At 52.4% G+C, this 23,760-nt stretch carries 24 protein-coding genes and 1 tRNA gene; 17 read left to right on the top strand and 8 right to left on the bottom strand.

All coding sequences use genetic code 11. The annotated features are described in order from the left end of the window. Positions 1-12: 12 nt before the first annotated feature. The 3 genes from JX360_RS01430 to upp all read right to left on the bottom strand — a co-directional run bounded on the left by JX360_RS01430 (position 13) and on the right by upp (position 2,689). Positions 13-720 (bottom strand): tetratricopeptide repeat protein, encoded by a 708-nt coding sequence (locus JX360_RS01430; protein WP_244348685.1) that lies wholly within the window; start codon positions 718-720, stop codon positions 13-15. After that, positions 707-1,594 carry an HAD family hydrolase gene (locus tag JX360_RS01425; protein ID WP_244348683.1) on the bottom strand — a complete coding sequence of 296 codons (888 nt, stop codon included), beginning with the start codon at positions 1,592-1,594 and terminating at the stop codon, positions 707-709. The genes JX360_RS01430 and JX360_RS01425 overlap by 14 nt, the downstream gene beginning before the upstream one ends. A 405-nt stretch (positions 1,595-1,999) precedes the next feature. Next, positions 2,000-2,689 carry a uracil phosphoribosyltransferase gene (upp, locus tag JX360_RS01420; RefSeq protein WP_244348682.1) on the bottom strand — a complete coding sequence of 230 codons (690 nt, stop codon included), beginning with the start codon at positions 2,687-2,689 and terminating at the stop codon, positions 2,000-2,002. Positions 2,690-2,838: 149 nt separating this feature from the next. Between upp and JX360_RS01415 the strand changes: the two genes are divergently transcribed. Both JX360_RS01415 and JX360_RS01410 read left to right on the top strand, forming a co-directional pair. Beyond that, complete coding sequence (locus tag JX360_RS01415; RefSeq protein WP_244348680.1) at positions 2,839-3,663, top strand: tetratricopeptide repeat protein; 825 nt, start codon at positions 2,839-2,841, stop codon at positions 3,661-3,663. Positions 3,664-4,051: 388 nt separating this feature from the next. Further along, positions 4,052-4,510: a hypothetical protein gene (locus tag JX360_RS01410; RefSeq protein ID WP_244348679.1), complete on the top strand. Its 459-nt coding sequence runs from the start codon at positions 4,052-4,054 to the stop codon at positions 4,508-4,510. 112 nt (positions 4,511-4,622) lie between these two features. Here the strand turns inward: JX360_RS01410 and JX360_RS01405 are convergent, their stop codons facing one another. The 4 genes from JX360_RS01405 to clpP all read right to left on the bottom strand — a co-directional run bounded on the left by JX360_RS01405 (position 4,623) and on the right by clpP (position 8,007). Next, complete coding sequence (locus tag JX360_RS01405) at positions 4,623-4,955, bottom strand: ribulose bisphosphate carboxylase small subunit (RefSeq protein ID WP_244348677.1); 333 nt, start codon at positions 4,953-4,955, stop codon at positions 4,623-4,625. A 7-nt stretch (positions 4,956-4,962) separates the two neighbouring features. Further along, the gene (gene rcbX, locus JX360_RS01400) at positions 4,963-5,376 is read right to left on the bottom strand and encodes a RuBisCO chaperone RbcX (protein WP_244348675.1); all 414 of its coding nucleotides are present in this window, start codon (positions 5,374-5,376) and stop codon (positions 4,963-4,965) included. A gap of 79 nt (positions 5,377-5,455) precedes the next feature. Next, positions 5,456-6,880: a form I ribulose bisphosphate carboxylase large subunit gene (locus JX360_RS01395; RefSeq protein ID WP_244348673.1), complete on the bottom strand. Its 1,425-nt coding sequence runs from the start codon at positions 6,878-6,880 to the stop codon at positions 5,456-5,458. A gap of 524 nt (positions 6,881-7,404) precedes the next feature. Continuing rightward, positions 7,405-8,007 carry an ATP-dependent Clp endopeptidase proteolytic subunit ClpP gene (gene clpP / locus JX360_RS01390; RefSeq protein WP_244348671.1) on the bottom strand — a complete coding sequence of 201 codons (603 nt, stop codon included), beginning with the start codon at positions 8,005-8,007 and terminating at the stop codon, positions 7,405-7,407. A gap of 195 nt (positions 8,008-8,202) precedes the next feature. Here clpP and JX360_RS01385 point away from each other — a divergent pair, with 195 nt between their 5' ends. Then, a complete protein-coding gene (locus JX360_RS01385) occupies positions 8,203-9,480 on the top strand; it encodes a valine--pyruvate transaminase (protein ID WP_244348669.1) in 1,278 nt (425 codons plus the stop codon). A 188-nt stretch (positions 9,481-9,668) separates the two neighbouring features. Continuing rightward, a tRNA-Glu gene (locus tag JX360_RS01380) sits at positions 9,669-9,741 on the top strand. A gap of 101 nt (positions 9,742-9,842) precedes the next feature. Here JX360_RS01380 and JX360_RS01375 read toward each other — a convergent pair. Next, positions 9,843-10,514: a DUF559 domain-containing protein gene (locus JX360_RS01375; protein ID WP_244348667.1), complete on the bottom strand. Its 672-nt coding sequence runs from the start codon at positions 10,512-10,514 to the stop codon at positions 9,843-9,845. 105 nt (positions 10,515-10,619) lie between these two features. Here JX360_RS01375 and JX360_RS01370 point away from each other — a divergent pair, with 105 nt between their 5' ends. The 13 genes from JX360_RS01370 (at position 10,620) to cas1 (ending at position 23,757) form a co-directional block, all read left to right on the top strand. Continuing rightward, positions 10,620-11,063, top strand: a complete 444-nt coding sequence (locus tag JX360_RS01370; protein ID WP_244348665.1) for a hypothetical protein — start codon at positions 10,620-10,622, stop codon at positions 11,061-11,063. A gap of 99 nt (positions 11,064-11,162) precedes the next feature. After that, positions 11,163-12,404: a TIGR02221 family CRISPR-associated protein gene (gene csx2 / locus JX360_RS01365; protein WP_244348663.1), complete on the top strand. Its 1,242-nt coding sequence runs from the start codon at positions 11,163-11,165 to the stop codon at positions 12,402-12,404. Positions 12,405-12,667: 263 nt separating this feature from the next. Continuing rightward, complete coding sequence (gene cas10 / locus JX360_RS01360; protein ID WP_244348661.1) at positions 12,668-15,739, top strand: type III-B CRISPR-associated protein Cas10/Cmr2; 3,072 nt, start codon at positions 12,668-12,670, stop codon at positions 15,737-15,739. A gap of 6 nt (positions 15,740-15,745) precedes the next feature. Beyond that, entirely contained in the window at positions 15,746-16,303 is a 558-nt protein-coding gene (locus tag JX360_RS01355) for a Uma2 family endonuclease (protein ID WP_244348659.1), read from the top strand. Beyond that, entirely contained in the window at positions 16,296-17,432 is a 1,137-nt protein-coding gene (locus JX360_RS01350; protein ID WP_244348657.1) for a type III-B CRISPR module-associated Cmr3 family protein, read from the top strand. Before JX360_RS01355 ends, JX360_RS01350 begins: the two co-directional genes overlap by 8 nt. Before the next feature lie 67 nt (positions 17,433-17,499). Beyond that, complete coding sequence (cmr4, locus tag JX360_RS01345) at positions 17,500-18,273, top strand: type III-B CRISPR module RAMP protein Cmr4 (RefSeq protein WP_244348655.1); 774 nt, start codon at positions 17,500-17,502, stop codon at positions 18,271-18,273. Continuing rightward, the gene (locus JX360_RS01340) at positions 18,270-18,779 is read left to right on the top strand and encodes a Uma2 family endonuclease (protein WP_244348653.1); all 510 of its coding nucleotides are present in this window, start codon (positions 18,270-18,272) and stop codon (positions 18,777-18,779) included. The genes cmr4 and JX360_RS01340 overlap by 4 nt, the downstream gene beginning before the upstream one ends. Continuing rightward, positions 18,776-19,174: a hypothetical protein gene (locus JX360_RS01335; RefSeq protein ID WP_244348651.1), complete on the top strand. Its 399-nt coding sequence runs from the start codon at positions 18,776-18,778 to the stop codon at positions 19,172-19,174. The genes JX360_RS01340 and JX360_RS01335 overlap by 4 nt, the downstream gene beginning before the upstream one ends. Beyond that, positions 19,171-19,812 carry a Uma2 family endonuclease gene (locus JX360_RS01330; protein WP_244348649.1) on the top strand — a complete coding sequence of 214 codons (642 nt, stop codon included), beginning with the start codon at positions 19,171-19,173 and terminating at the stop codon, positions 19,810-19,812. Before JX360_RS01335 ends, JX360_RS01330 begins: the two co-directional genes overlap by 4 nt. Positions 19,813-19,835: 23 nt before the next feature. Further along, positions 19,836-21,791, top strand: a complete 1,956-nt coding sequence (locus JX360_RS01325; protein WP_244348647.1) for an RAMP superfamily CRISPR-associated protein — start codon at positions 19,836-19,838, stop codon at positions 21,789-21,791. Positions 21,792-22,090: 299 nt separating this feature from the next. Beyond that, complete coding sequence (locus JX360_RS01320) at positions 22,091-22,432, top strand: hypothetical protein (protein WP_244348645.1); 342 nt, start codon at positions 22,091-22,093, stop codon at positions 22,430-22,432. Positions 22,433-22,459: 27 nt separating this feature from the next. Next, on the top strand, positions 22,460-22,768 hold the full coding sequence (gene csx18, locus JX360_RS01315) for a CRISPR-associated protein Csx18 (RefSeq protein ID WP_244348643.1): 309 nt from the start codon (positions 22,460-22,462) through the stop codon (positions 22,766-22,768). Next, entirely contained in the window at positions 22,768-23,757 is a 990-nt protein-coding gene (cas1, locus tag JX360_RS01310) for a CRISPR-associated endonuclease Cas1 (protein ID WP_244348641.1), read from the top strand. Before csx18 ends, cas1 begins: the two co-directional genes overlap by 1 nt. Positions 23,758-23,760 lie beyond the last annotated feature (3 nt).

Here is a 23,760-nt window from a genome sequence, read left to right as displayed (position 1 = left end):
GGCGCACTGGGGCTAGTTTAGCTCCCGCTGACGCAGCCGTTGCAGGACAGAAAGAGGGGGTTTTTCCTCCACAACTTCCTGCCCACCGGCTTCAGGCAAGGCAGCCGTTTCAGTTTTGCCAGGTTCGAGCAACAGTTTGGCGGCCTCAGACTCCACAGCCGGGGTACGGGCCAAGTTATCATCCTTCTGGCTGGGCAAAGGAACGGCATCCAAAGTGGCCAGCAAAGACTGGATATGACTGCGGGTTTCGGGATTACCACTGGCGGCATTGGCCAGGAGGGTGAGCTGCTCCTTAGCTGCCACTTGATCCCCCAGTTTGAGATCCACCAAAGCCAGTTGGTAGCGCGCCTTAAAACTACCGGGATCCACCTCCACGGCCCGTTGAAAGGCGGTACGTGCCTCCGGTAGCCTACCCTGGCGAGCATAGATCAAGCCGAGATTAAACGGCACATCGGGATCCCGTTCGCTTGGCAAAACCAAAGTCTTTTCTTCCAGCTCAATCGCCCCCCGATAGGCATTGATGGCCAAAGTATGGAAGCCCATTTGCAGGTATCGGGCCCCATCCTCCTTGAGCTGTGCCACGGTTTGTTCGCCCGTCAATAGGGTCATGGGGGCCTCTGCATAGGCAGGCAGTATAATCGCCAAGCCAAGCAGCCATCCCATTGTCCTCAAGCCCAAGTGGGCCCCCTGCCGACAAAGTTGCTTGTTATTCATCACCATGATCTGTTTCCTCCAACCACGTCAACACCACTTCATTCCACCCCTCTGGACCGGGGAGCTGGGCCAGCTGCCACTGGGGTTCGGCCTCACTCCAGAGACTATCCGCAATTGGGCTGGGAAGCACCACCTTCTGCTCCATCCAACGCAAAAAAGCCGCATCTGCTGGAGAGCAACCAATGCCCAAGGTCTTAACGGTGCCCAAATGCCGCTGATAACAGTCCAACAACAGCCGCACCGCCCGTTCCCCTGGCAAAAATCCTGGCTCTGTGGTCATCGCCGGCTGAGTCCACCCGGTCAGGTACCACTTTTGCGGGGGGCTAGAGAGGTGGAGCTGGCGCAGTTGCAACAGATGTTGGGTCAGGTTGGCCTCCTGCTGGGCAAAGCCCTGCCGCAGGGTTTCCGGATCGCCAGAATAGCTGAAAATCTCGCTGTACTCTCGCTGTTTGGCCCGTTTTGCCTCCTCCACAGGGATCCCGGTTGCAGCCGCTAGCTCAGAGGCTGTCCAATCCCCAAACCCAACCAGATCCAAGTGGGAATCTTGACGCACCTGTTGCAAGATGCTGCGCAAGCGGGAATAGGGCAGCCCTAAAGCCCGCACATAATACGGAGGCTGATATTGCCACTGCTCATCCAAGATGCCTGCCGGGAAATAATGCTCGGGAACGTAGAGAGCAGAACCATCCTCACAAATAAACGGATGCTCTAGGCGCAATTGCTGGCGCACATGTTCCAGTTGAGCCCGAGTCCGCAGGCTGTAGAGCACCAAAGGAATGGAGCGACGCTCTAAAGCGGACAACGCTTGTCGGGCAGCACCATAGCTATTGGATTCTATATCCAACAGGCTGCCATCCAAGCTGGTAAAGATAAGTCGCATAGGTGCAGGAAGAGGAAAGGCGGGGATACCATGGCTGCCCTACGAAATCCGCTCCATTGGGATCCCGAAAGCAGGCTTTGGAGCTCAAGCGACCAACATTCCCATAATCCAACAGCTTGACCCACCAAAATGGGGTTTGTCGGGAATGCCCTCCTCGGGGCACCTGCTGAATGAGTGTAGCGTCGATGGAGGCGAAAAGCTCGGTTAAACGCTATGGAATGTGTGCCGTAATGATATTGGAATTAAAAAACACTAGGCATAAGGCAAACAGAGCATCTTCAGGACAGCTTTCCCTGACTTTTATGGACTTTTTCTATGAGAGCCTTACGGCTGAGTCGATCCCGTCAGCGGTATTCGGCACTCATCCCTGTTATGTCAACGAGCAGAGCATCAAAAAGCTGTCAGCTAACTTTCCGTGCCAAAGGCGCGATCCCCTGCATCTCCTAGCCCTGGCAGGATAAACCCCTGTTCATTTAAGCACTCATCGATCATGGCGCAGAAGATTTGTACCATCGGGTAATGGGATCCCAGCCGCTGTAATCCCGGCGGTGCCGCCAACACACTGACAATCCTCACCAAACTGGGATCCGCCCCGCGCCTGTTCAGCTCATCCAACACCTGAACCAAGGTGCCCCCGGTTGCCAACATCGGTTCAGGAATGAGAATGCGCATGTGCTCCGGGATCCGCTCTGGCAGCCGATTCAGATAGCAACTGGCCTCTAGAGTTGCTTCATCCCGTACCATGCCCAAGTGGAAGATCCGCGCCTGAGGCAACAGCGCCTGACAGCCCTCTAACATGGCTAACCCAGCCCGCAACACCGGCACAATGCCCATCGGGGTATCAGGCGCAATCACTTCCGCTGAAGCAGGTTGCAAAGGGGTTTGCACCTGTACCGGTTGGGTGGGGATCCACTCCCGCATCGCCTCATAGGTGAGCCAACGGCCCAACTCCGACATGGCACTGCGAAACAAGGGCATCGGGGTTTCCGCATCCCGAGCTACCGTTAACCAATGCTTGATCAAGGGATGAGGGGGAACATAGACACGAAGCTGCTGACTGGCCACAGAAGAATGCCTCAATCTGGGCGGTAGCATAGCGGGTTACCTTGCAAGAAAGCAAGCGCCCAACAGCGGTTGGCAGGTCTGTCCTTCTGGACGGACAGAAGGCCAAGGGATCCCGTGTGTCGGCAGCTTATGATGAGTGGGAAACCGACAAAAGATCTAGCAAGAGATTTAGCAAAACCATGCGGGCTATCAAAGTTATCCCTGTTTTACTGCTGTTGGGGCTTTTAGGTTGGCTGGGGATCCCGGCTGCCGATGCGATGGAAGCTCAGGGATTGCCCCCCACAAACCTACAAACGGTGAGTGCCGAGATTAACCAACTGTTTGAGGAAGCCTTTGCCGCCACCAACGCGGCGGATTTTGTCCGGGCGGAAAACCTGTGGAGCCAACTGTTGGAACGTCAACCGGATAACCCGGCCCTGTGGAGTAACCGGGGCAATGCCCGCGTTAGCCAGCACAAGTTGCAGCAAGCGCTCACGGATTATGCTGAGGCGATTCGTTTGGCCCCCAATGCACCGGATCCCTACCTGAATCGGGGGGCCGCCCTGGAAGGATTGGGGCGGTGGCAGGAAGCAATTGCTGACTACGATCGAGTTCTCCAATTGGATCCCAACGATCCGGCAGCCTACAACAACCGCGGCAATGCGGAAGCCGGTTTGGGGGACTGGCAACAGGCCCTAGCGGATTACCGTCACGCCACCGAATTGGCCCCCGACTATGCGTTTGCCCAAGCCAACTATGCCCTCAGCCTGTACCAAGTGGGAGAAACCCAGTCCGCACTGCGATTGATGCGGGCTTTGGTACGTAAGTACCCGAAGTTTCCAGATATGCGGGCTGCCCTCAGTGCCATTCTTTGGACAGAAGGCCGCCCAGGAGAGGCCGAAAGCCATTGGGTCGCTGTGCAAGGGCTGGATCCGCGCTATGCCGATCTGGAGTGGGTCAGAACCGTTCGCCGCTGGCCGCCTGCTGTTGTCGCCGCTCTGGAGCGCTTTCTGACCCTGAGCTGAGGGTGCAGATTTTGCAGATTTCGGAGTTGCTCCCGCCCTGAAGCCGGTTGTGGTATCGGCAACAAGCCCTGTTCTGCGCATTGGCGAAACGGCTAGTGGGGATCCCCGCAGCTAGAGGCTCAGGTTGCATCCTGTCTGCGGATCTAGGAATTGCCTAGATTGGGATCAGCCCAGTAAAGGATTCAAGCAGGAGGCTCAACCCAGGGCCAAGAAGAGTAGGGATCCCTGGGGGCTTTCGGTAGACTGTGTAATGGGTTGTGTAAAGGAATGCTTCCTTCAACACCCTTTCTCTTTCTTCCTCTTGTGTTTCGATCCTATCGCGGCGTGTGGTATTAACGTGAGTGCAATGGCTTTCTTCTCTCGAACTGCTTCCCCTGCTTCGGTCTGGATGGCACCGGCACGAGGTCGTTTGGGTTGGACGGGGCTGTTGCTGATGGCACTCCAACTGGGGCAGCCAGCCCTGGCTCAAACCGAAACCCGCACCTGGAGTGGCACGGGCCAGATTCTAAGCGGACATGGGCAAGGAGCAACCGTGCAACTCATCGTCGAAACCGGTGGTGGCCGCATCTGGACGCAATCGGGGCCAGCATTGAACGCTCCTTTCTCCGGCGGACATACCTCTGTCAATAGTGGAGATGGTACCTGGCAAATCCAAGCCCAAGGGGATCAACTGTTTATCACTTTTTACCGGGGTGAGCAGATCATCCGTTGGCAACTGCGCCCGACAAGTGCAGCCCCTAGCCCTTCTACCCCTACCGATGTCTCTACCGGTGCTCCGGAAGAATCGACTGCTCTGCCCGTCCAAGAGTTGGTTATCCCGGTGCTCAGTTTGCCCACCAACCCCTAAGGGATCCCAGCCCAGTCGTCCACCCTGTAAAACAACAACAACAATCGGGAGAGATCACTCGATGGATCCCTCCCGAACCGCTTGGGGGCACCCAAAACCCCGTCAGGACTTCTTAGCGCACACCGCTGGGCTTGTGAACCAGGAAGCTCAGGATCTGGCACTGCTTAATGTTGTCGAAACCCACCACGCGAATGTAGCAATTGGGGTAAGTGCTGCGGCAGGATTGCACCTCACTCAGCACCTCTTGGGTGGAGGTGGCGTTGAACAGGGGCAACTTCCACATCGTCCAGTAGTACACCGTCGGCTCAGAGGATTCATTGAACTCCACGGCGGGGATATAACCCTGATCCAAGATGTACTGCAGTTGCTTGGTAATTTGTAGATCCGTCAAAGGAGGCAGATAGGAGAGGGTTTCGTAACGACGCTCTTTCGGTAAAGTTTGCATGGTGATGTTACTCCGTTTCAGGTATTGAGTCTTGTGCAGGGGATCCCGCTTCCGGGTGCGTAGAACTAACGGGTGCAGATTCGGGCGCTGAGGTCATCCGCTCCAGATGCTCGCGGCGGTGCTCCATGTTGGCTTGCTGAATGCCGGTTTTGGCCATTTCTGGCAGATAATCGACCACTTCTGCAGCGATGTGCTCTCGAACAGTCATGATTCGATAGGCCAAATCAGGGCGTTCCGCCAGCAAAGCCCGCAGGTAGGCTTCCCCATCCTGGAGATTTTGCCGAGCCGAGAACTGCTGCAACCAAAAGGCCCTGGGGGGATCCGTTTCGCCAAGCTGGGCCAGCACCGTGCGCATGGCCTGATAGGTCAGGTAGCTGATCAAGGTTTTGGCCGTGTCTTTGGCGATCTGTTTCAGATCCATTGCAGATCCAAGGGAGGGGCCGGAGCGGGGGAGCAAAGGTAGGATGGGTCAAACACCCTCCCTTGCCCCCAGTGGATCTCTAGAGGGTATCGACCGCCTTGAACTCGAACTTGATTTCTTTCCACAGTTCGCAGGCAGCCGCCAATTCCGGTGACCATTTGGCCGCTTCGCGGATGACATCATTGCCTTCGCGGGCCAGATCGCGGCCTTCGTTGCGGGCTTGGATACAGGCTTCCAGAGCCACCCGGTTCGCCGTAGCACCCGGAGCATTGCCCCAAGGGTGGCCGAGGGTACCCCCACCAAACTGTAGGCAGGCATCATCACCGAAAATCTCCACCAGCGCTGGCATGTGCCAGACGTGGATCCCACCGGAAGCCACCGGCATCACACCGGGCATAGAAGCCCAGTCTTGGGTGAAGAAATTGCCACGGGAGCGATCCGCCTCCACGTAGTTCTCCCGCATTTGATCCACAAAGCCGAGAGTAATGTTCCGGTCACCTTCCAGTTTGCCCACCACGGTGCCAGAGTGCAGGTGATCACCACCGGACATGCGCAGACACTTGGCCAACACCCGGAAGTGAATGCCGTGGTTTTTCTGCCGGTCGATCACCGCGTGCATAGCCCGGTGAATGTGCAACAGAATGCCATTGTCCCGGCACCACTTGGCCAAGCTGGTGTTTGCCGTGAACCCAGCCGTTAGGTAGTCATGCATGATGATCGGGGCTTTCAGTTCTTTGGCAAACTCGGCCCGCTTGAACATCTCTTCACAGGTGGGGGCAGTGACGTTCAGGTAATGGCCCTTGATTTCGCCGGTTTCCGCCTGAGCCTTGTGGACGGCATCCATGACAAACAGATAGCGATCCCGCCAGCGCTGGAAGGGCTGCGAGTTAATGTTCTCGTCATCTTTGGTGAAGTCCAAACCGCCCCGTAGGCACTCATACACCGCCCGACCATAGTTTTTGGCGGATAGACCTAATTTGGGCTTGATGGTGCAACCCAAGAGCGGGCGACCATATTTGTTCAGCTTGTCCCGTTCCACCTGAATGCCGTGGGGAGGCCCCTGGAAGGTCTTCAGGTAGGCCACCGGGATCCGTAAATCCTCCAGCCGCAGCGCCATCAGGGCTTTGAACCCAAACACGTTCCCTACAATTGAGGTGAGCATGTTGGTAACGGAGCCTTCCTCGAACAAGTCCAGCGGATAGGCCACAAAACAGAAGTATTGGTTGTCTTCGCCCGGAACTGGCTCAATGTCGTAGCAACGGCCCTTGTAGCGATCCAGGTCGGTGAGCAAATCCGTCCACACCGTTGTCCAGGTGCCCGTTGAAGACTCAGCCGCCACAGCCGCCCCAGCTTCTTCAGGGGGAACACCAGGTTGGGGAGTGACCCGGAAACAAGCCAGGATGTCGGTATCCTTAGGCGTGTAATCGGGAGTGTAATAGGTAAGTTTGTAATCCTTTACTCCGGCTTGATAGCCGCTTTTGGATTGGGTTGCTGAATAGGCCACGTTGATCTCCCTCTGAACTGAATCACGAAATCCAAAACTACCATTCACGGACGCAACAAAAGGACGCAAAAACCCAGGGCCAAAACCCCAGACTATTGAATTTCTGCGAACAAAGTCGTCCTACAACAGTTTCGGGCTTTAAGACTTTCTTCACCCAGTGGATGAAAGCCTTAACCCCCTCTCGATGGCCTCCGGATGATCCGAAGAACAATCGCTAGCCTGAACGGGCTGACTGATGAAAACCCAGCTGAAAGATTTATACCCGCCGCTTAAGCTAGGATCCCTGTCAAACACAGGCTTACATTAGATTTGATCCTAAGCTATCACCCACAATGATGGGTCGATTATTACTTTCTTTATGAGTTCGATTAGTTTAGTTAAAGCAAGCCGCATCCTTTGCCGTTGAGAATACAGACTTCTTTGACTTTCTTAATATCTCTCTGGAGAAGGATTCTTAAGCCCACAAAAAACCCCCTAAGCTAGGGGGCAGGATAGTGGAATAGTGGAAAGAGCAGTAACAACCCCTAGGAGACAGCTGCCAGAGATGGTTGGGGCCTTTTGGTGATCACCTGGTCAATCAGGCCATATTCCTTAGCTTGTTCTGGGGTCATGAAGTTGTCGCGGTCGGTATCCCGTTCGATGCGCTCTAAGGGCTGGCCAGTGTGATAAGCCAACAGACTATTCAGGCTTTGCTTGATGTAAAGGATCTCTTTGGCCTGAATTTCGATGTCGGTGGCTGGCCCCTGGGCTCCGCCGAGGGGTTGGTGGATCATGATGCGGGCGTGGGGGAGGGCAATCCGCTTGCCCTTGGTTCCCCCAGCTAGCAAAAAGGCACCCATACTGGCAGCCAAACCAATGCAGATGGTAGACACATCCGGCTGAATGTGCTGCATCGTGTCATAAATGGCCATGCCCGCATAAACGGAGCCACCAGGGGAGTTGATGTAGAGATAGATATCCTTTTCTGGATCTTCGGATTCCAGATAGAGCATCTGAGCAACGATCAGATTGGAAATATCGTCGTCCACCTGGGTGCCCAAGAAGATGATCCGATCCCGCAGCAGACGTGAGTAGATATCGAAGGCGCGTTCGCCCCGCGCAGATTGCTCGATAACGGTGGGAATCATGCCAGTCCAAGCGATGGGTCAGTTCTTTCTAGTGTAAGCCGCCGGACGGATCCTTTGTTCAGGACGGTTTACCGCCCTCGATCCGTACCAGGCAAACCTGCGGCAATCTGTACCTAGTCTGGTGGGTAGGGGGGTCTGCTAAGATTCCGAAACCTATGGATCCTGTCATCCCCAGACCGGGAAAGGAAAGCTGCTGTGGATCCCCGCTTATCTCATTTGGGCCAGCGCATGTCTCGTCTATCGGGAGTGCGAGCCATCAACAAAGATATTGCCGAAACTCTGCAAAAAGGGGGATCCCACTGGATTGATTTGGGGGCGGGTAACCCGGTGATTTTGCCGGGAGTGGAAGCGATGTGGCGACGCTACACCCAAGAGCTGATGGCAGAGCCAGAATTCGGCAAAGTGCTCTGTCGCTATGGGGTCAGCCAGGGCTACGGGCCCTTGCTCGAGGCTGTGGTGGATTATTTCAACCGGGAGTACGGCTGGGGCATTACGCGACGGAATGTACTGATCACCCCTGGCAGTCAAAGTTTCTATTTTTTTGCTGTGAATGTGTTCTGTGGGCGAGATGCTGATGGACAAAGACGAACTTTACTGTTGCCCTTGATCCCCGATTACACCGGCTATGGCGGGATCCTCATCGAGGAGTCCGATCTGCAGGCGATGCCCCCCACGATTGAGAAACAGGGATCCCATACTTTCAAATATCGTCCGGATCTAGACCAGCTACAGGTGGATAAGCAGGTGGGAGCGATTTTGTTTTCCCGACCCTGTAACCCAACGGGTAACGTGATCACCGATGAGGAGGTGGCCCAGATCGTACAACGGGCGGCTGCTGTCGATGTGCCTGTGATCATTGATTCTGCCTATGCCATCCCCTTCCCCCATCTCACCTATGTGCCTATGAACCTAACCTGGGCTGAAAATGTCATCCACTGCTTTAGCCTCTCCAAAGCTGGCTTACCTGGGGAACGGGTGGGGATTGCCATTGGGCCAGAACATCTTTTGCAGTCTGTCGAATGTTTTCAGGCCAATGCCAGCATTCACTCCTCCCAACTGGGTCAGGCGATTGCGGCACGGGCGATTCGATCTGGAGAACTAGCCAAACTCTCAGAGCAGGTGATCCGGCCCCATTACCACAAGAAGATGGAACACCTACAGGCAGCTTTTGCGCGCGAGTTCCCACAGGAGTTGCCTTGGTTCTTGCATAAAGCGGAAGGGGCTCTGTTTGCCTGGCTGTGGTTGCCAGATCTACCCATCTCTGACCGAGAACTCTATCAACAGCTCAAACAACAGGGAGTCGTGGTTGTGCCGGGATCCCCCTTTTTCCCGGGGATGGATCCAAGCTGGTCTCATCAGTATCAGTGTGTGCGCATCAGCTTAACGGCGAGCGTGGAGCAAATTGAGCAGGGGGTAGCGATTCTCAGTCAGGTTGTGGAACAGGCCCATTCCAGAACTCTGTTGACGGTGTGAGGAGAAGATGGACTTAATCCCTGATGAGCCGATGGTGATCGCTAGCTTGCTGGGTTTGGCCCTGCTGGGGATCCTCATCTTAAATTTGGCCGGTGGTGGGTCAAGTGATGCAGATTAGTTCTGGGAAAAGTGTAGGTTGACAAGATCACACTTGCTTCTCTAGGATCAGGATCTCGTCATTTCTAGATGCCCCCATCGTCTAGAGGCCTAGGACACATCCCTTTCACGGATGCGACAGGGGTTCGAATCCCCTTGGGGGTATCAAGTTGGTCAAAAACGCAAAGGTCGAAAGACTGGAAAAGCCCGCGCTCTATCCGTAGGATGCTCGCGTAGCGTACCGTAGGTATAGCGTCGGGAGTATGTCACAAAACTAGAAATTCATTCACCACCTCCTCTGGCTCATACAAGCATTCCTGAGCTGAGAAGCGGTAAGTGGGTAAGCCATGCAAAGCAAATAGGCGATCCCGCTGATGATCGGCAGCAGCATCTTGATGAAACTCGCGCCCATCCACTTCCAAAATCCGTGCTTTTCCTTGCACAAAAACCAGGAAATCTGTTTCCTGGGTTAATGTTATTCCTGACCGATTCACGATCCGGCACCGTGCATTGGGAAAGAAAGGGATCCCTCTCGCCTCCAAAACTTTGGCAATCGCCACCTCCGCCGGTGAACGATAGGTCATTCCCTGAAAGGAGAACGCCTGCTGAGCTTCGGTTTGAGGCTGGGCAATCGGAACGGGCATCCGGCTGCGGGTGAGGATCCCATTGACAATTTGTTCCAGGCGCTGGGCATGCTGGCTATCCTCCGAAAAAATGCACCACTGGTGTTCGGTACCGCGCCCCCCCGGTTGCCCTTTGTAGCTAAGCCGGTAGGGCCCAAATTGGAAAGGCTGCTCGGATCCGCGCACATTGGCATGCAGCCAATCCGTCGTCCAGTGAAATCCGGGCGTCAGGGTACTCAGCACCTTCAACATTAGCGTGGTGCGCAACAGGTGACCGGTTTCTTCAGGTCGGTCAGGGGCAACCAGTGAATTCATGGCTCTTGCCTCCTAGCTTTACCCCTCAAGAGTGACAGGTCTTGGAACACCCCTCTTCCAAGTAAGGGTGAACTGGAAAGGGTGAGCTAAAGGAAACAAGTACCTATGCAGCTGTGGGTCACTGCTGCTAGCCAGGTTGAAGTTCTGGATGAACCGGATCCCTCAGGGATCCTGCTCCCACCTCATTGCAAAACCCGATGGGGGGATGGGCTGTGCCCCGGCTTCTACCGGGTGAACGGGGATCAAAAAGATCTCTGCCTGGGGGATCCGAGGCGGTATTTGACTTGGCGGGACAGGTTGTTGGGTCAGGTGTATCTTTATGAGCAGGACTGGAAAACCTGGAGGTGGCGATGGCCTTTTGCTGAGTTGGCCGACTCCAGTTTTCCCTTGCTCTATGGACCCAGAACCTGTCAGCGGTTGGTGGAGGATTTCCGAACCTATGCGGGGAGATGGAACTTCACCCCTTCAGGGTTAGAGATTTATCAAGAGCTGCTCAGCGCATACACGATAGGATCCAAGCAAGGGTTGGTCTTCTTCCAACTTTTCTAGTCTTTTCCAATCTTTTCAAGTCATCTTCTCCCATTGCAATTCTCCTTAACCAACAAGCCTCAACTCTCCCATCACCAAAACCCCAAACCTAGGCTGAACATGACCAAAACCCTATTGACCACCATCGGTACCGGCGACTACAAATCAACTCGCTATGTCTTTAAAGACAGAGTGGCCGACTCCACTGGCTACATTGCTCAAGCTCTCTGTCAGATCTTTGAAATTGAAAAGGTCATCATCCTCTTAACACCGCAAGCCCGAAGCAAACATTGGGGATCCCTGCAGGCATCCCTTCCGGCAGATGTGGAGCTTCAAGATCGCAACATTCCCTCTGGCGAAACCGAAGCCGAAATTTGGACTCTTTTTGAAACCCTGGTGGACAGCATTGACCCTGCCGATGAGATCATCTTCGACATCACCCATGCCTTCCGCTCCATCCCTGTGCTGGTGCTGCTGGGAGCTGCCTTTTTGCGCAAGGCCAAAAAGGTTCCTATCCAGGGCATCTACTATGGTCTCTATCGCCCAGAGGAATCCCAAAGCCCGATTGTGGATCTGACCCCGGCCCTGCGTCTATTGGACTGGCTCACCGCCACTGACAAGTTCACTACCACGGGTTCTGCCCTGGAGCTGGGTGAGTTGCTAAGAACCATCCACAGAGATTTTTATCGTCGTGGCCCTACCTCTGAGGCCCCCGGGCCCACCACCTTACAGAACTTTGGGAAGGTTATCAAAGACATCTCCCGCTCCATTGAACTCGTGCGACCTGTCAGCCTGATTGAGGCGGATCTGCCCCGCCTGCAACGACAATCCACGCAGCGGCTCACCCAAGAGGTGGGTGAATTTGCGAAACCTTTTGGTCTATTGCTGCAAAGTATTCAAGACAGCTATGCCCAGCTGGCTCTGCCTCCAGAAGCACTTCAGGATGAGGTGTTACAGATCCAGAAACAATTTCAACTGTTGAAATGGTACGCAGATAAACAATTCAGTGTTCAAGCCATTTTGCTGGCCCGTGAGTGGGTCGTCTCGGCCCTGTGTATCTGTGAAGGGATCCGCAACTACCGAGAGCGAGTCTACCGAGAAGCGATCGAACGCCAACTGGGCAGCATGACGGGGAAAGGGGATACCCCCGGCCTCAATCAGCCAGTGGCCAGCCATGTTTCGGATCCGCAGCAGCTAGCCGCCTGTTGGTCGAGGTTGACCAGCTACCGCAATGATGTTGCCCATACCCAGATGAGCGAAGTTGAGGATCCAATTCCAGCAGAAAGAATAGAAGAGTACGTCTCAACCCGTCTGCTACCTGAGCTGTGCAGCTTGTTCCCATCCCTAACTCACAACCTGTAGGTAACCTAAGAACTCCGTCCTGCTGAAGCAAATGGAAGGGCTCCCTTCCAACTCCCTTTACACTCAGGTGTAGGGAATTGGAGGGAAGCAGAAAACAGAAAACTTCAACCTGTCCATCAACCTAGAGAAATGCTGAAGGACCTCTAGGATCCCAATGATACTTCCGATAATGAGAAGCATTCTGTAGTGGAATGTAGTGTCACTCGAATGGATTTCAGCTTTTGCATAAAGCCTTTGCATTACTTTTTAAAGGAAGGCAACCCATGTCTTATTACTGGCAAGCGAAAATCTGGGGCCTTTTGCATGATCCGGCCCTAAAGGCTCTTCATGACCAAAGTGGCCGGGGTGGAGAAGGAGTATGGCCGCGTTTGGCGGTGATGGAGGGGTGGCAATCGCCCAAATCCCAAGGAGCCAATAGCCTGGCTAAGTATATCGGTGACTCTGACCTGATTGCTTCTGCTAGCGACCGTTCTGCCATCGGCCATTTGCCTGTAGCCGTTGATTACCAAACCCAAGATCGTGGGGTTACCCTAGGCATTGGCTTGGAAATGAGCCACCTTCTCTCCGGCACCAAAACCTTTTGGCAGCTTTCCCCTGATGAACATCGAGATCTGCATCAGGCCAACAACCGCGCCGAGTATCTAAGACAGCGAGAAGAAACAGTGGTCCCCGCCTGGATCTGGGAAGAAAGGGATCCGCAAAAAGTGTTTTGGTGGTTTTGGCGCTGTTTCCCGCAGGCCATCTGCCAAGAATTTGGGGATGAGAGCCTGATGCTCATGCCCGCCGAAACCCGCCTACCGGATGGATCCATTTGGACTCATGCCAGTATTACCGCCGCCTTGGCGGGATCCCTGGCCGGTTACACGGATCTCCGCAAAAGCCATCCCTACCTGGCCAGTTTTACCTTCAGTCCCATTCAGGAATTGATCAAAGCCAGCCGCAAAATGCGGGATTTCTGGGCGGGATCCTGGCTATTGCACTATCTTTCTGCGTGCATTTGCTGGAAGCTTGCCCTGAAATATGGCCCCGACTGCGTGCTTTACCCCAGTCTCTATGCCCAGCCTCTGATTGACTACTGGCTGCTGCAGAAGTATCCCCAATTTTCCGATTGGGTTGAGCAACCCCAATCCCACAAGCTGCTCACCGCTGGCTTCCCCAACGTGATTCTGGTGATCTTGCCTCAGGAGAAAGTTCAAGCGGCCATGCAACTGGCCCAACAAACGCTCCTGGAAGAATGGAGAAACCTATCGGATCAGGTTTTCAGCCACCTTCAGGAGCAACGCCGTTGGATGCAGCATTTGAGCAAGACGGATCCCACCTGGCAGGGCTGGCTGGAGCAGCAATGGCAACACTACTGGGCCGCTGTCCCCATTGGTGATCTCAATTCCCCCCTCAAAGATACCGGGATCCTCAAATCCCAAGACAGCATTGACCAGGATCCCTGGGTGGCAGCGCAAAATCAAACCTATCACCTCTCCCAAGAGCAAAAATTGTTTCTGAATGAGGAATTGGCGTTTCTGCGCCGGAGCTTTTTGGATGAGCAGGGCAATCATCGCCAATACAAGTCTGGAGCCAATGTCGGATCCTGGTGGGCAGCGGTGGTGGATCAAACCCGACGGGTACAAGCGGCCTGCAAAAATCCCCGTGACTGGGAATTACCCGTGGCTTTTGGCCCCCGCAGCACCATTTCCGGGATTGGGCCGGTGGTGCATCCCACAGCCGGGAATCGCTGGCTGACTGAAGGGGAAAGTCGGCGTTACTGGGGTCGCAGTGCCGGTCTTTTTGATGGGCGGGAACAACTCAATGCCACAGAAACCGTGAAACGCGGTTTGCACAAAATCCTGCCCGCACTCTTTCCTGCCTTAGGTGAAGATGAAGGGGCCATTGCTGCCTGCTATCCGGACTTAACGGCAGGAGTAGCAGGGTATTTGAAGACCCAAGACAGTCAAGGATCTCGCCATTACCGCCATTTTCAAAGAGTCTGTCAAGCCATCTTGAACGATTTTCCCTGGGCTAGACAGGTCATCCGGGAAATGCAGGGAAAATGGGGGATCCCTTGGGCGGATCAACGGAATTTTGACTATCATCCCCGTCTCTTGAATGCCGGTTGGCTGGTTGAAGATGCCGATACCCCGGAATTGCGGGAGCTTGAGGCTGAGTTGGAGCAGGAACGGGATTCTGCCGTCCGAGATCAGCTCAACCGTGACATCCTCCAGATCAAACGCAGCTATCGCCAAGGCATTGAGCGGATCATCAGCCGGTTTTATCCCGGTGTTAACCCTGCCAGTTGGTATGTGCTGGCTGCTGGGGATGGGGATGATATGAGTGAATGGCTGAAGGGATCCAAAATGAAGCCTTACTTTCATTATTTGCCCCAGCCTATTCAAAATTTGGCCGAGGGTAGGGAGCGTGAAATTGGCAAGGTTATTCACCAAAAGGAGCTGCAAGAGGTTAGGAAGGAATTCAGTACATTTGTTAAAACGGTTCGCAAACGCATGGGGCCAGCTACTCATAGTGCCCTCAGTCGAGCGCTGCTGGATTTTTCCAATCAATTGGTGCCCTATCTAACAGAGCAACGGTATGCTGGGCGCTTAATTTATGGGGGTGGCGATGATGTTTTAGCTTATCTTAATCTATGGGAATGGGATAGCTGGCTGTGGGATATTCGCCAGTGTTTTCGAGGGGATCGAGATGATGCCCATGAGTTTGATAATCAAGGTAACTATTGGACATGGCAGAAAGGGGATCCCCCGCCCGGACTTAGTCGGCGACCCTTATTTACGATGGGATCGGAAGCTTCCATTAGTTTTGGGGTGGTGATTGCACATGAATCGGTACCTCTGGCGATTGCCCTAGAGAACCTCTGGGAGGCTGAATCGGAAGCCAAAAAACACCAAGATGCCACTGGCAACAAAAAGGATGCTGTTCAGGTGCGAGTGCTGTATGCCAATGGCAACCAACTAAAAGCCACCAGTAAGTTTGACACTTTTAATCTCTGGAAAGATCTTCTGGATTTTGACTGGAAGCTGTTGAACTTAGAAGACGATCAAAGTTCTCTCTTCGAGCAAGCCGCCCAACTGTGGGAGCAGCACCCAGCCCCCATCTATGATGCCATTATGAGTTGGGTGAACCTCTTTTGTGAACGGCGGGATCTCTTTAAGGGGGATCCAGAGGGCAAGCAAGAATTCAAACAAAAACTGTGCAGCTATCTAGAGCATCTCTGGAACCACACTCAGGGTACAGAACAAGTAGGAAAACGAGATGAAGCCATTAAAAACTGGCTAAAACTAGCAGCATTTATTGTCAGAAACCGCCATATTACCATACAGGGGTAAGAGTCTATGGAATTACTGACCTACAAATTCACAATAGAACACTATGAACTGATGGAAAAAGTTGGTATTTTCCAGCCAGAGGCAAGGGTTGAACTGATTCGTGGAGATATTGTAGTGATGTCTCCTGTGGGGTTAAAGCACGCCGTCACAATTAATCGTCTGACCCGGTTTTGGGTACAGCAACTTGGTGAACAGGCTATTGTCAGTATTCAAAATCCATTTCGTATTCCTGATTACTGTGAGCCTGAGCCTGATATCGCGATTTTGAAGCCCCGCCAGGATTTTTATGCCAATAAATTTCCGGTTCCAGAGGACATCCTCTTGATTATCGAAGTTGCCGATACCAGCCTCAGGTATGACCAAACCACCAAGCTCTCTTTGTATGCTGAATCCCTTATCCCAGACTATTGGATTGCCAATTTAGAAAACAACACTTTAGAGATCTATCGACACCCTCAAAACACGTCCTATGGTCAGCAATCCATCATCGATAGGAATGAGATCCCCTTTGCACCGCTTGCTTTTCCTGACATAACGTTAACCCTGGAGGTGCTTTATGGGTAACTGGTACACCCTTACTCCCCTGGATGTCCTGATGTTTCGGGATGCCAAACCTTTTAGTCCAGGGGAACGGGCTTGGGCAAAAGGAGGCTTTCCACCCACAGGTCATGCCCTTGCCGGAGCACTTTTGGCCCACCTAAACAAACAAGTGACCCTAAGATTACGAGGCCCTTTCCTATGTTTTGATGAGAAACTTTACCTGCCGCGACCGTTGCATTTGTATCAAGGATCCCCCCTGGTGCCGGTCAGTTGGCTGCCAGAAACGGATGCTTACCATCAATGTGTTTGGGATCCCACCCGTCCAGCACCCTTGATTGCCGCCGGGATCCCGTTGGGCCCTGCCTCTGCCAAAGACAAAGGCCCGGATTATCTCCCGGCTCAGGCTGTTTCCCGCGCTCAAAAAGGGGATCCCTGGGATCTAAGTGAGGGGATTGCAGCCCCTTGGACAACGGAGATTCGCCCCCACAACACCCTTCAAACCGGCAAACGCCAAGTCAAAGACAGCGATGGCTACTTTGTGGAGACCTGCATCCGTCTTCAGCCGGGTTGGAGTTTGGCCGTTTCCATTGAGGTTCTCAGTGGAGCCAATGGAAAGCAACAATGGCATCCCCTGTTGCTGGAACCCGGAACGGTACTGCGTTTGGGCGGGGAGGGGCATCAAGTTATCGTCCATCCCTGTCCGGCTCTGGAGCAGGAGTGGCAACCGCTGCAAGCACTCTCAGAGCAAACTCAACGGGCTTCTAAACCTTGCTTGGCTTATTTGGTAACACCAGGTGTTTTCATCAAAACCCTGAGTGGCATCCCTATGTGTCGGGCTTGGCCCTGGGAGTGGAAACTGGCCACACCTCATCCTGCCAGCCCCAAAGTCGGCCCCTTAGTGAGTGTAGCCACGGAGAAGGGGATTCCAATTAACAGTAGAACCCGCGCTTGGAATGACAACAATGAAGAGTTTAGTTTACCTGCTCCCCAGGTTTTTGCTGCCCCATCTGGAAGTGTCTTTTACCTCAATCAACCTGCCCCACTGCATCAGGATAAACCCACAAAAGAGAATGGGGATCCCAATCCTCATCATCGCTGGCGACAGTTGGGGTATAGCGAAATGATTTGGATGCCTGTTTCAACTGGATCGTAAATTGGCCTCACTTATTACGATTCTGGTTACACCTTAGTCAAATTGTGAAAACTTTGGAGGACAGACCATGAACATTATCTACCTGACTCTACTATCTCCTCTCCACACCGGTGGTACAACTCAAGAGGGAAATCTGTTGGGAATTGCACGAGAATCCCATACTAATTTGCCCTACATCCCTTCTAGTACGATTCGAGGAAGGCTAAGGGCAAGTGTGACTGATCAAGAGCTCAAATTTCAGCTATTTGGAAATGAAATTGCTGATGGGGAAAACCTCCACCAAGGCTCCATTTGGATTGGGGATGGATCCCTGTTGTGGGTTCCGGTTCCCTCCCTCAGTCATGGGGTGGTGTGGATTAGCTGCCCATTGCTGTTGAAACGCTGGATTCGAGCTTCTGGAAAAGAGTTGGAGATCCCGCCGGAATACAGCACAAACCTGGGAACTGAAAAACCGGTCTATCTAAAAGATGCGATCCTCAAAAAAGATCATCTCAAAGAATGGGATAAGGCGGCCGACTGTATTAAAGGATCTGATATTACAAAGGTAATCGTGTTGCCAGATCAACATTGCGCGACCTTGATACAGATGAGTTTGTGGCGGCAGGTTAAGGTGAAATTAGACGAGCATAAGGTGGTTGAAGGAGGATTTCGATACGAGGAAGCCATACCGCCAGATAGCTTGATGTACTTCCCCTGGGGGGTGACGGCACAGGCCAATGGGACCTCAGCTCAGGCGCGTGAACAGTTCCAGAAGATGCTGCCTGATCTTATGCAAATTGGCGGGCAAGAAAGTTTAGGACGTGGTTTTGTCCAGGTCTTTAGTGAGGAGGGATCCCGATGACTCTTTCTGTAGATAAGTTCGAAGTGATTGAAGCACGGTGGCAAACTGCTAGCTGGTCGGACTACGAAAAACTGCGGGATAGAGGATGCCTTCTGGAAAAGCAAGGGATCCAAGCTGCTGCTCCCGACTTGATTCTCTATGTGGGTGGAGATATACCTATCTATCGGGAAGGTGAAAGACGATATATCAATCTTAATTGCTATCGAGCTCCTGATTTAGTAGGAGAAGTTTCTGACACAACACTTGCCTCAGAGATGCATCAAAAAGGGGATCTCTATGCAGAACTAGGGATCCGGGAGTATTGGGTCATTGATATCAAAGGTAAGCGAGTGTTTGCTTTTACGATGTCTGAGAGCAAGACTTATGTTGAAACCGAAGTATCTAGAGTCTTGGATGGACTCAAGATAGAGCTTCTCAATCAAACATTAGAGCGGCTTTCCACATCCAATGTAGCAGCAGGAGCTTGGTTGAATCAACAACTTTCCAACAAGGAGGACAAGGTATGACTTTTGATCCACGCACTCTAGCTAAGCCTGTGTACTCTGCCTTGAGTACGTTGAGTGGAACAACCCGTGATGACAGTAAACGCAAAGAACAAAAGAATCAGGCTGTTGAACTGTATACCTATCTCTCAACCTGGGGATTGATTCGTTTGAAAGCAGAAGAAAAAGCTCTGCAATCCAGCAAGCCCGAAAAAGTTAAGGTCATTCAAGAATTCTTTGATTGTCTGCAAGCAATATCTGGATATCAAAACCTGAGTAATGCTCAAGGTCTCGACACCCTCACAAAGTTATCCGTTGAGGATTATCTTGGGCTAACAGGCTTGGGATTGGCAATTGCTCAAGAGTTTAGTTTCTGGGCTACAGCAATTTATCACGATGTAACAGGGGGAGACTCATGAGCGTAGCTGTTCCGATTCAATCCATCTCTTTATACCAGGGTAGTAGGATTACTGTTCATTCTCTAACTTGGCAAGATTGTGAGCATATTCTTAATGATTTGGGTGAAGACCGTCATACACGCATTGCCTACTACCAAGGCACTTTGGAAATCATGTCTCCCTTATCTAGGCACGAACGTCCTCATCGTATTGCTGCCGACATTGTCAAAGCACTTTTAGATGCTCAAGAGAGAGACTGGGAAGATTTTGGTTCGACAACACTCAAAAAGGTCGGTAGGGCTGGAGTGGAACCAGACACCTGTTTTTATGTGAATCATCTTGAGCGGGTGCGTGGTTGCGAAGGTAGAATTGATGTAGATTTACTACCGCCACCTGATCTTGCTATTGAGTCTGATGTTACCTCAAAGACATTCATTGATGCTTATGAGGTAATTGGTGTTCCAGAAATTTGGGTAATGGGTGATCACAGCTTGAAGATATTCATCCTTCAGGATGAACATTATGTAGAGTCAACACAGAGCAATCTTTTTCCTGATATAGATATTCCCAAGCTTATTCCTCAACTCATTCAACGTGCCTTAGAAATTGGCACCAGTACCATGCTGCGCGAACTTCGGAAAACATTTATTAATCACTAATACTATTTCTCGGAGAAGATCGAATGCCTAATTCTCATGCCGGTCATGCTGGTTCTCGTGGAAATAACCCAAGACCCCTACCTCGCCCGCCACGTCCAGGAGAACGGGAGCCCGCTCCTCGTTCGCAACAGGGCAATCCAGGGGGAAATCGTCCACCCAATCAGGCTGGAGGTGGACAGGGAGGGGGTGGCAATTCTCCCCCTTCACCTTGGCTAGGACATCCCTCGGATCCCAATCCGCAGCCGGATCCCTCGGCCACTTTTATCGAATACTTACGCTGGATGCGCGTGCCCGAGGGCAACTTCAAGGATGGCACCAAAGTTGACTTGGTGCATCGGGCTGAGAAAAGCAACATTCGCTCCCGATTACAAACGATGAATGTCCGCACCAGGCTTATGGCTGGAGAGGGCAACACCTTTGAAGTTGCCTGTCCCTGGCGGATTCGCGTAGGGGGATCCAAGGGGCCGGAGAGTATGCTGTTACCTGCTTTTGATCATCTGGGGATCCCCTACATTCCCAGCTCAACGTTGCGGGGGGTGGCCCGAGCTGAGGCCATTCGAGAGAAAATGGAGCAGGAGCATTTGTCTTGGGAAAAGGCAGATCAAGCTGTCGCTCCTTGGTTCGGACATTTGGAGGCTCAAGAAAGGGATCGCTCTGGCAAGGTGGTGTTTTTGGATGCTTATCCGGTACCCAAGCCAGGGGATCCCGATAACTCCAAAACGGGTGGGCTAGCTGTCGATATTGCCAACAATATCTGGAGTTGGGACGGAAATAACCTGAAATACAGCCCCAATCCGAATGTGTTTTTCTCCCTCAAGCAGGCAACCTTCTTAATTGGGATCCGCAAAGGCCCAGGCTGCACTGACGAGATGCTGGCTCAAGTCAAAACATGGCTGATCAAAGGGCTAGAAAAAGGTGCGGGATCCCAAATTAACTCTGGCTATGGGCGGTTGAGCCAGGGGCAGGGATCCCCAAATCCGGGTGAGTTCTTGCGATTGCCATTTGAGCTAGAGGGGCAGCTCATTCATGGAAGGCAGAAGTTTACCCAGTGGACTTGGAACCAAAACCGCCAGGAATGGCAACATCGCGGGGCGGCTGAGGCTGAGGTACGCCCGGTAGCCTTCAAGAATATGTTGCGCTATTGGTTTCGGACGTTTGCATTGGGAGTCTTGCCTGCCAATCAGGTGCAGGATTTGGAGGGGCAACTGTTCGGAGCAATCACGCCAACTCCAAAACAAGGCTGGATCCGAGTTGAAATTTTCGATGGCAGACTTTTACAACCAGAGCCCCAGCCCAATCAACAGGGGAAAGGGGATCCCGTGGGTAAGCAGGCCGGCACCCTGGTGCTTTCTTTGTCCCAAGAGTGTCCTGACCAGAAAAAAGAGGCTGTCAAAAAGCTATTGATTAATTTGACTTGGATGCTCTTTCATCTGGGTGGCATTGGACAGGGGGCAAGGCGACCCTGCTATTCTCGCAAGACTCGTCCAAAAGCACCGTGGTGGCGGGGATCCACCCTGATTCCAGAAAGGGAGGATCCGTTTTGGAGTTTATCCGAATCTGCTAGTCGGTTCAAAGAGCGGTTTCAGCAGCGGCTGAGGGACTTCTTTGAAGCTCTCAAGCTCATTTCAGGGCTAACCATCAATCCTAAGCAACCTAAGAACGCTGGTCAGGTTAGTCAAAACACTTGGCCGCAGGCTGTGGATGCCAGTTGCCGCATTGTTGTCTGTAGTGGCGAGGGGGATTTTGGCAAACCCTACGCTCTAGCTGTGCTACATCGCTTGGGCAAACGAGGGGAGGGGCAGTATGACAAGTTTTTGTGTGGGGGTGTGCAGGGGGGTGTGGTGCCGTCACCGGTTTGGATTGCCGATTTAGGTGACTATCAAGTGGTAACCGTGTTTGGAGCAACTCAGAATCCACGCCGTAGATATTTGGAGGAATTAAAAGCTCAAGCCGATAGCTTTGCTCAAATTTGGCCGTAGTAAAACCCGATGTTGCTCAACTTGAAAGTCCACCTATAAAAGGCTCAAGGCGACGTGAACGGTACGGATTGCCATTGCTCGTACCGAGTTCAGGTGCTGCGGCAGGACTTTCTGGATCGTCGGCTGGAGTGGCAACTGCTGGCCGCAAACGGAGCAATGGCTACGCTCGGTGAATCTGCTCCCACCCTTGACAGATCCTGAGCCTGTAGATCCGATTGGGAGAGGGATCCCATCTTGGAAGGCCCTATTTCCAACTGCTTTTAGGATCCCATTGTTCAGGTCGAAGCAAGGATCCTGTCATGAGCAAAGTACGAGAAATTATTTCGGAAGAGGAAAAGCAGCATCAAGAGAAAGAGTTACGCCGGATTTATCGTTTATCCCGCCGTTCCGTGGGGTTAGCGGCAGCATTGGGTTTTGTGTTCCCCCTTGGAGCTTACCTATACACCCGGCGCTGGAAGGCACTTGGGATCTTTTTTTCCATTCTCTTCCTGGTAGGTCTGATGATCCCGCAAGAGGATCCCGATGATTTTTCCCCATCCATTGCCCAAATGATTTTAGCAGGTATTGCCGCTGCCGTGGACAATACCAAAGCAATTCAATGGGCCAAAGAGCAAATTGATGAGAAGCTGGAACAAGAGTAATTAAAGAGAATTTGGAGAAGAAGAGCCATGAGTGGTAAAAAACTACGGGTTAAACAAGTGAGAAACCTGATCTCAGCTTTGATGAGTGGGGCTGCCACGCTGATAATTTTATTGATTGCTCCTTTGGGGTTGTCAGCAGTGATCACCAATACAATTCTGGTTATGATTGCTAGCTATTTTGCTGGCGAAATGACTGATTTTGTGGTCAATGTATTGAGGAGTGCAGATATTGAGGTTGAGCTTTTGCCAACAGAAAGAAAACAAAGTTCTGCTGCTGGACAAATCATAAGAACTCAGAGAGATAAACACTTTGACTCGGATGAGGATGTTGGCTGATGCGAACGTTGTATGTTTCTCAACAGGGGTGCAGGTTAAATCTCAAGCAAGAGTTCTTACAGGTGCAGTGGAGGGAAACACTGCTACAGGAGGTATCGTTGCCTTTGCTAGAGCAAGTGTTGGTGTTTGGCCGCTCTCAGGTGACAACGGATGCGGTACGGGCCTGCTTGAAGCGGGATATTCCGATTGCTTTTCTGTCGCGGCTGGGCTACTGCTATGGGCGGCTCATTCCAATTGAGAGGGGCTACCGACGCTTGGCTCATTTGCAACAAAGTTTGCCGGAAGAGTGGCGACTGAGAATGGCAGCTCAGATGGTGCGAGCAAAGTTACTCAATGGACGGGTACTGTTAATGCGGCAGTTGCGACTAAGACCAACAGAGACAGGCCCGCTGACTCTGAGGAGTTTGGAACATTTGGCCGAACAAGCGCTGCGGACTACTTCGTTGGAGCAATTGCGGGGAATTGAGGGAGCAGGGGCAGCTTTGTACTTTCCTGAGCTGGGTAATTGTTTACAGCGGCCAGGATTTGTCTTGTTGACCCGGACTCGACGACCACCAACCAATCCGGTTAATGCCATGCTCAGCTTTGGATATATGGTGCTGTGGAACCATTTGTTGACATTGATTGAATTGCAAGACTTGGATCCCTATCAGGGTTGCTTGCATGCGGCAAGTGAACGCCATGCTGCTTTGGTGTCTGATTTGCTTGAAGAGTTTCGGTCACCAATTGTGGATTCCCTAATGCTGTGGCTGGTTAATACTGGTGTAATGAATGTTGAGGAGGATTTTGAGTATCATGAGGGGGGATGTTTTTTGAATGATGTTGGCAGAAAGAAGTATCTCAAGGCTTTTGTCCAAAGAATGGAGGGATCCATTCAAACCGATGAGGGTGAACAACCGCGTTGGGACTTACTGACTCAACAGGTGAAACAAATTAAAAAATGCATCTACAATCTTGAGGAGTCTTATCAGCCTTATCGCATTCGTTAATGC

Source organism: Thermostichus vulcanus str. 'Rupite' (genome assembly GCF_022848905.1).
GTDB classification, from domain to species: domain Bacteria; phylum Cyanobacteriota; class Cyanobacteriia; order Thermostichales; family Thermostichaceae; genus Thermostichus; species Thermostichus vulcanus_A.
This window is presented reverse-complemented; position numbering and strand designations above follow the sequence as displayed.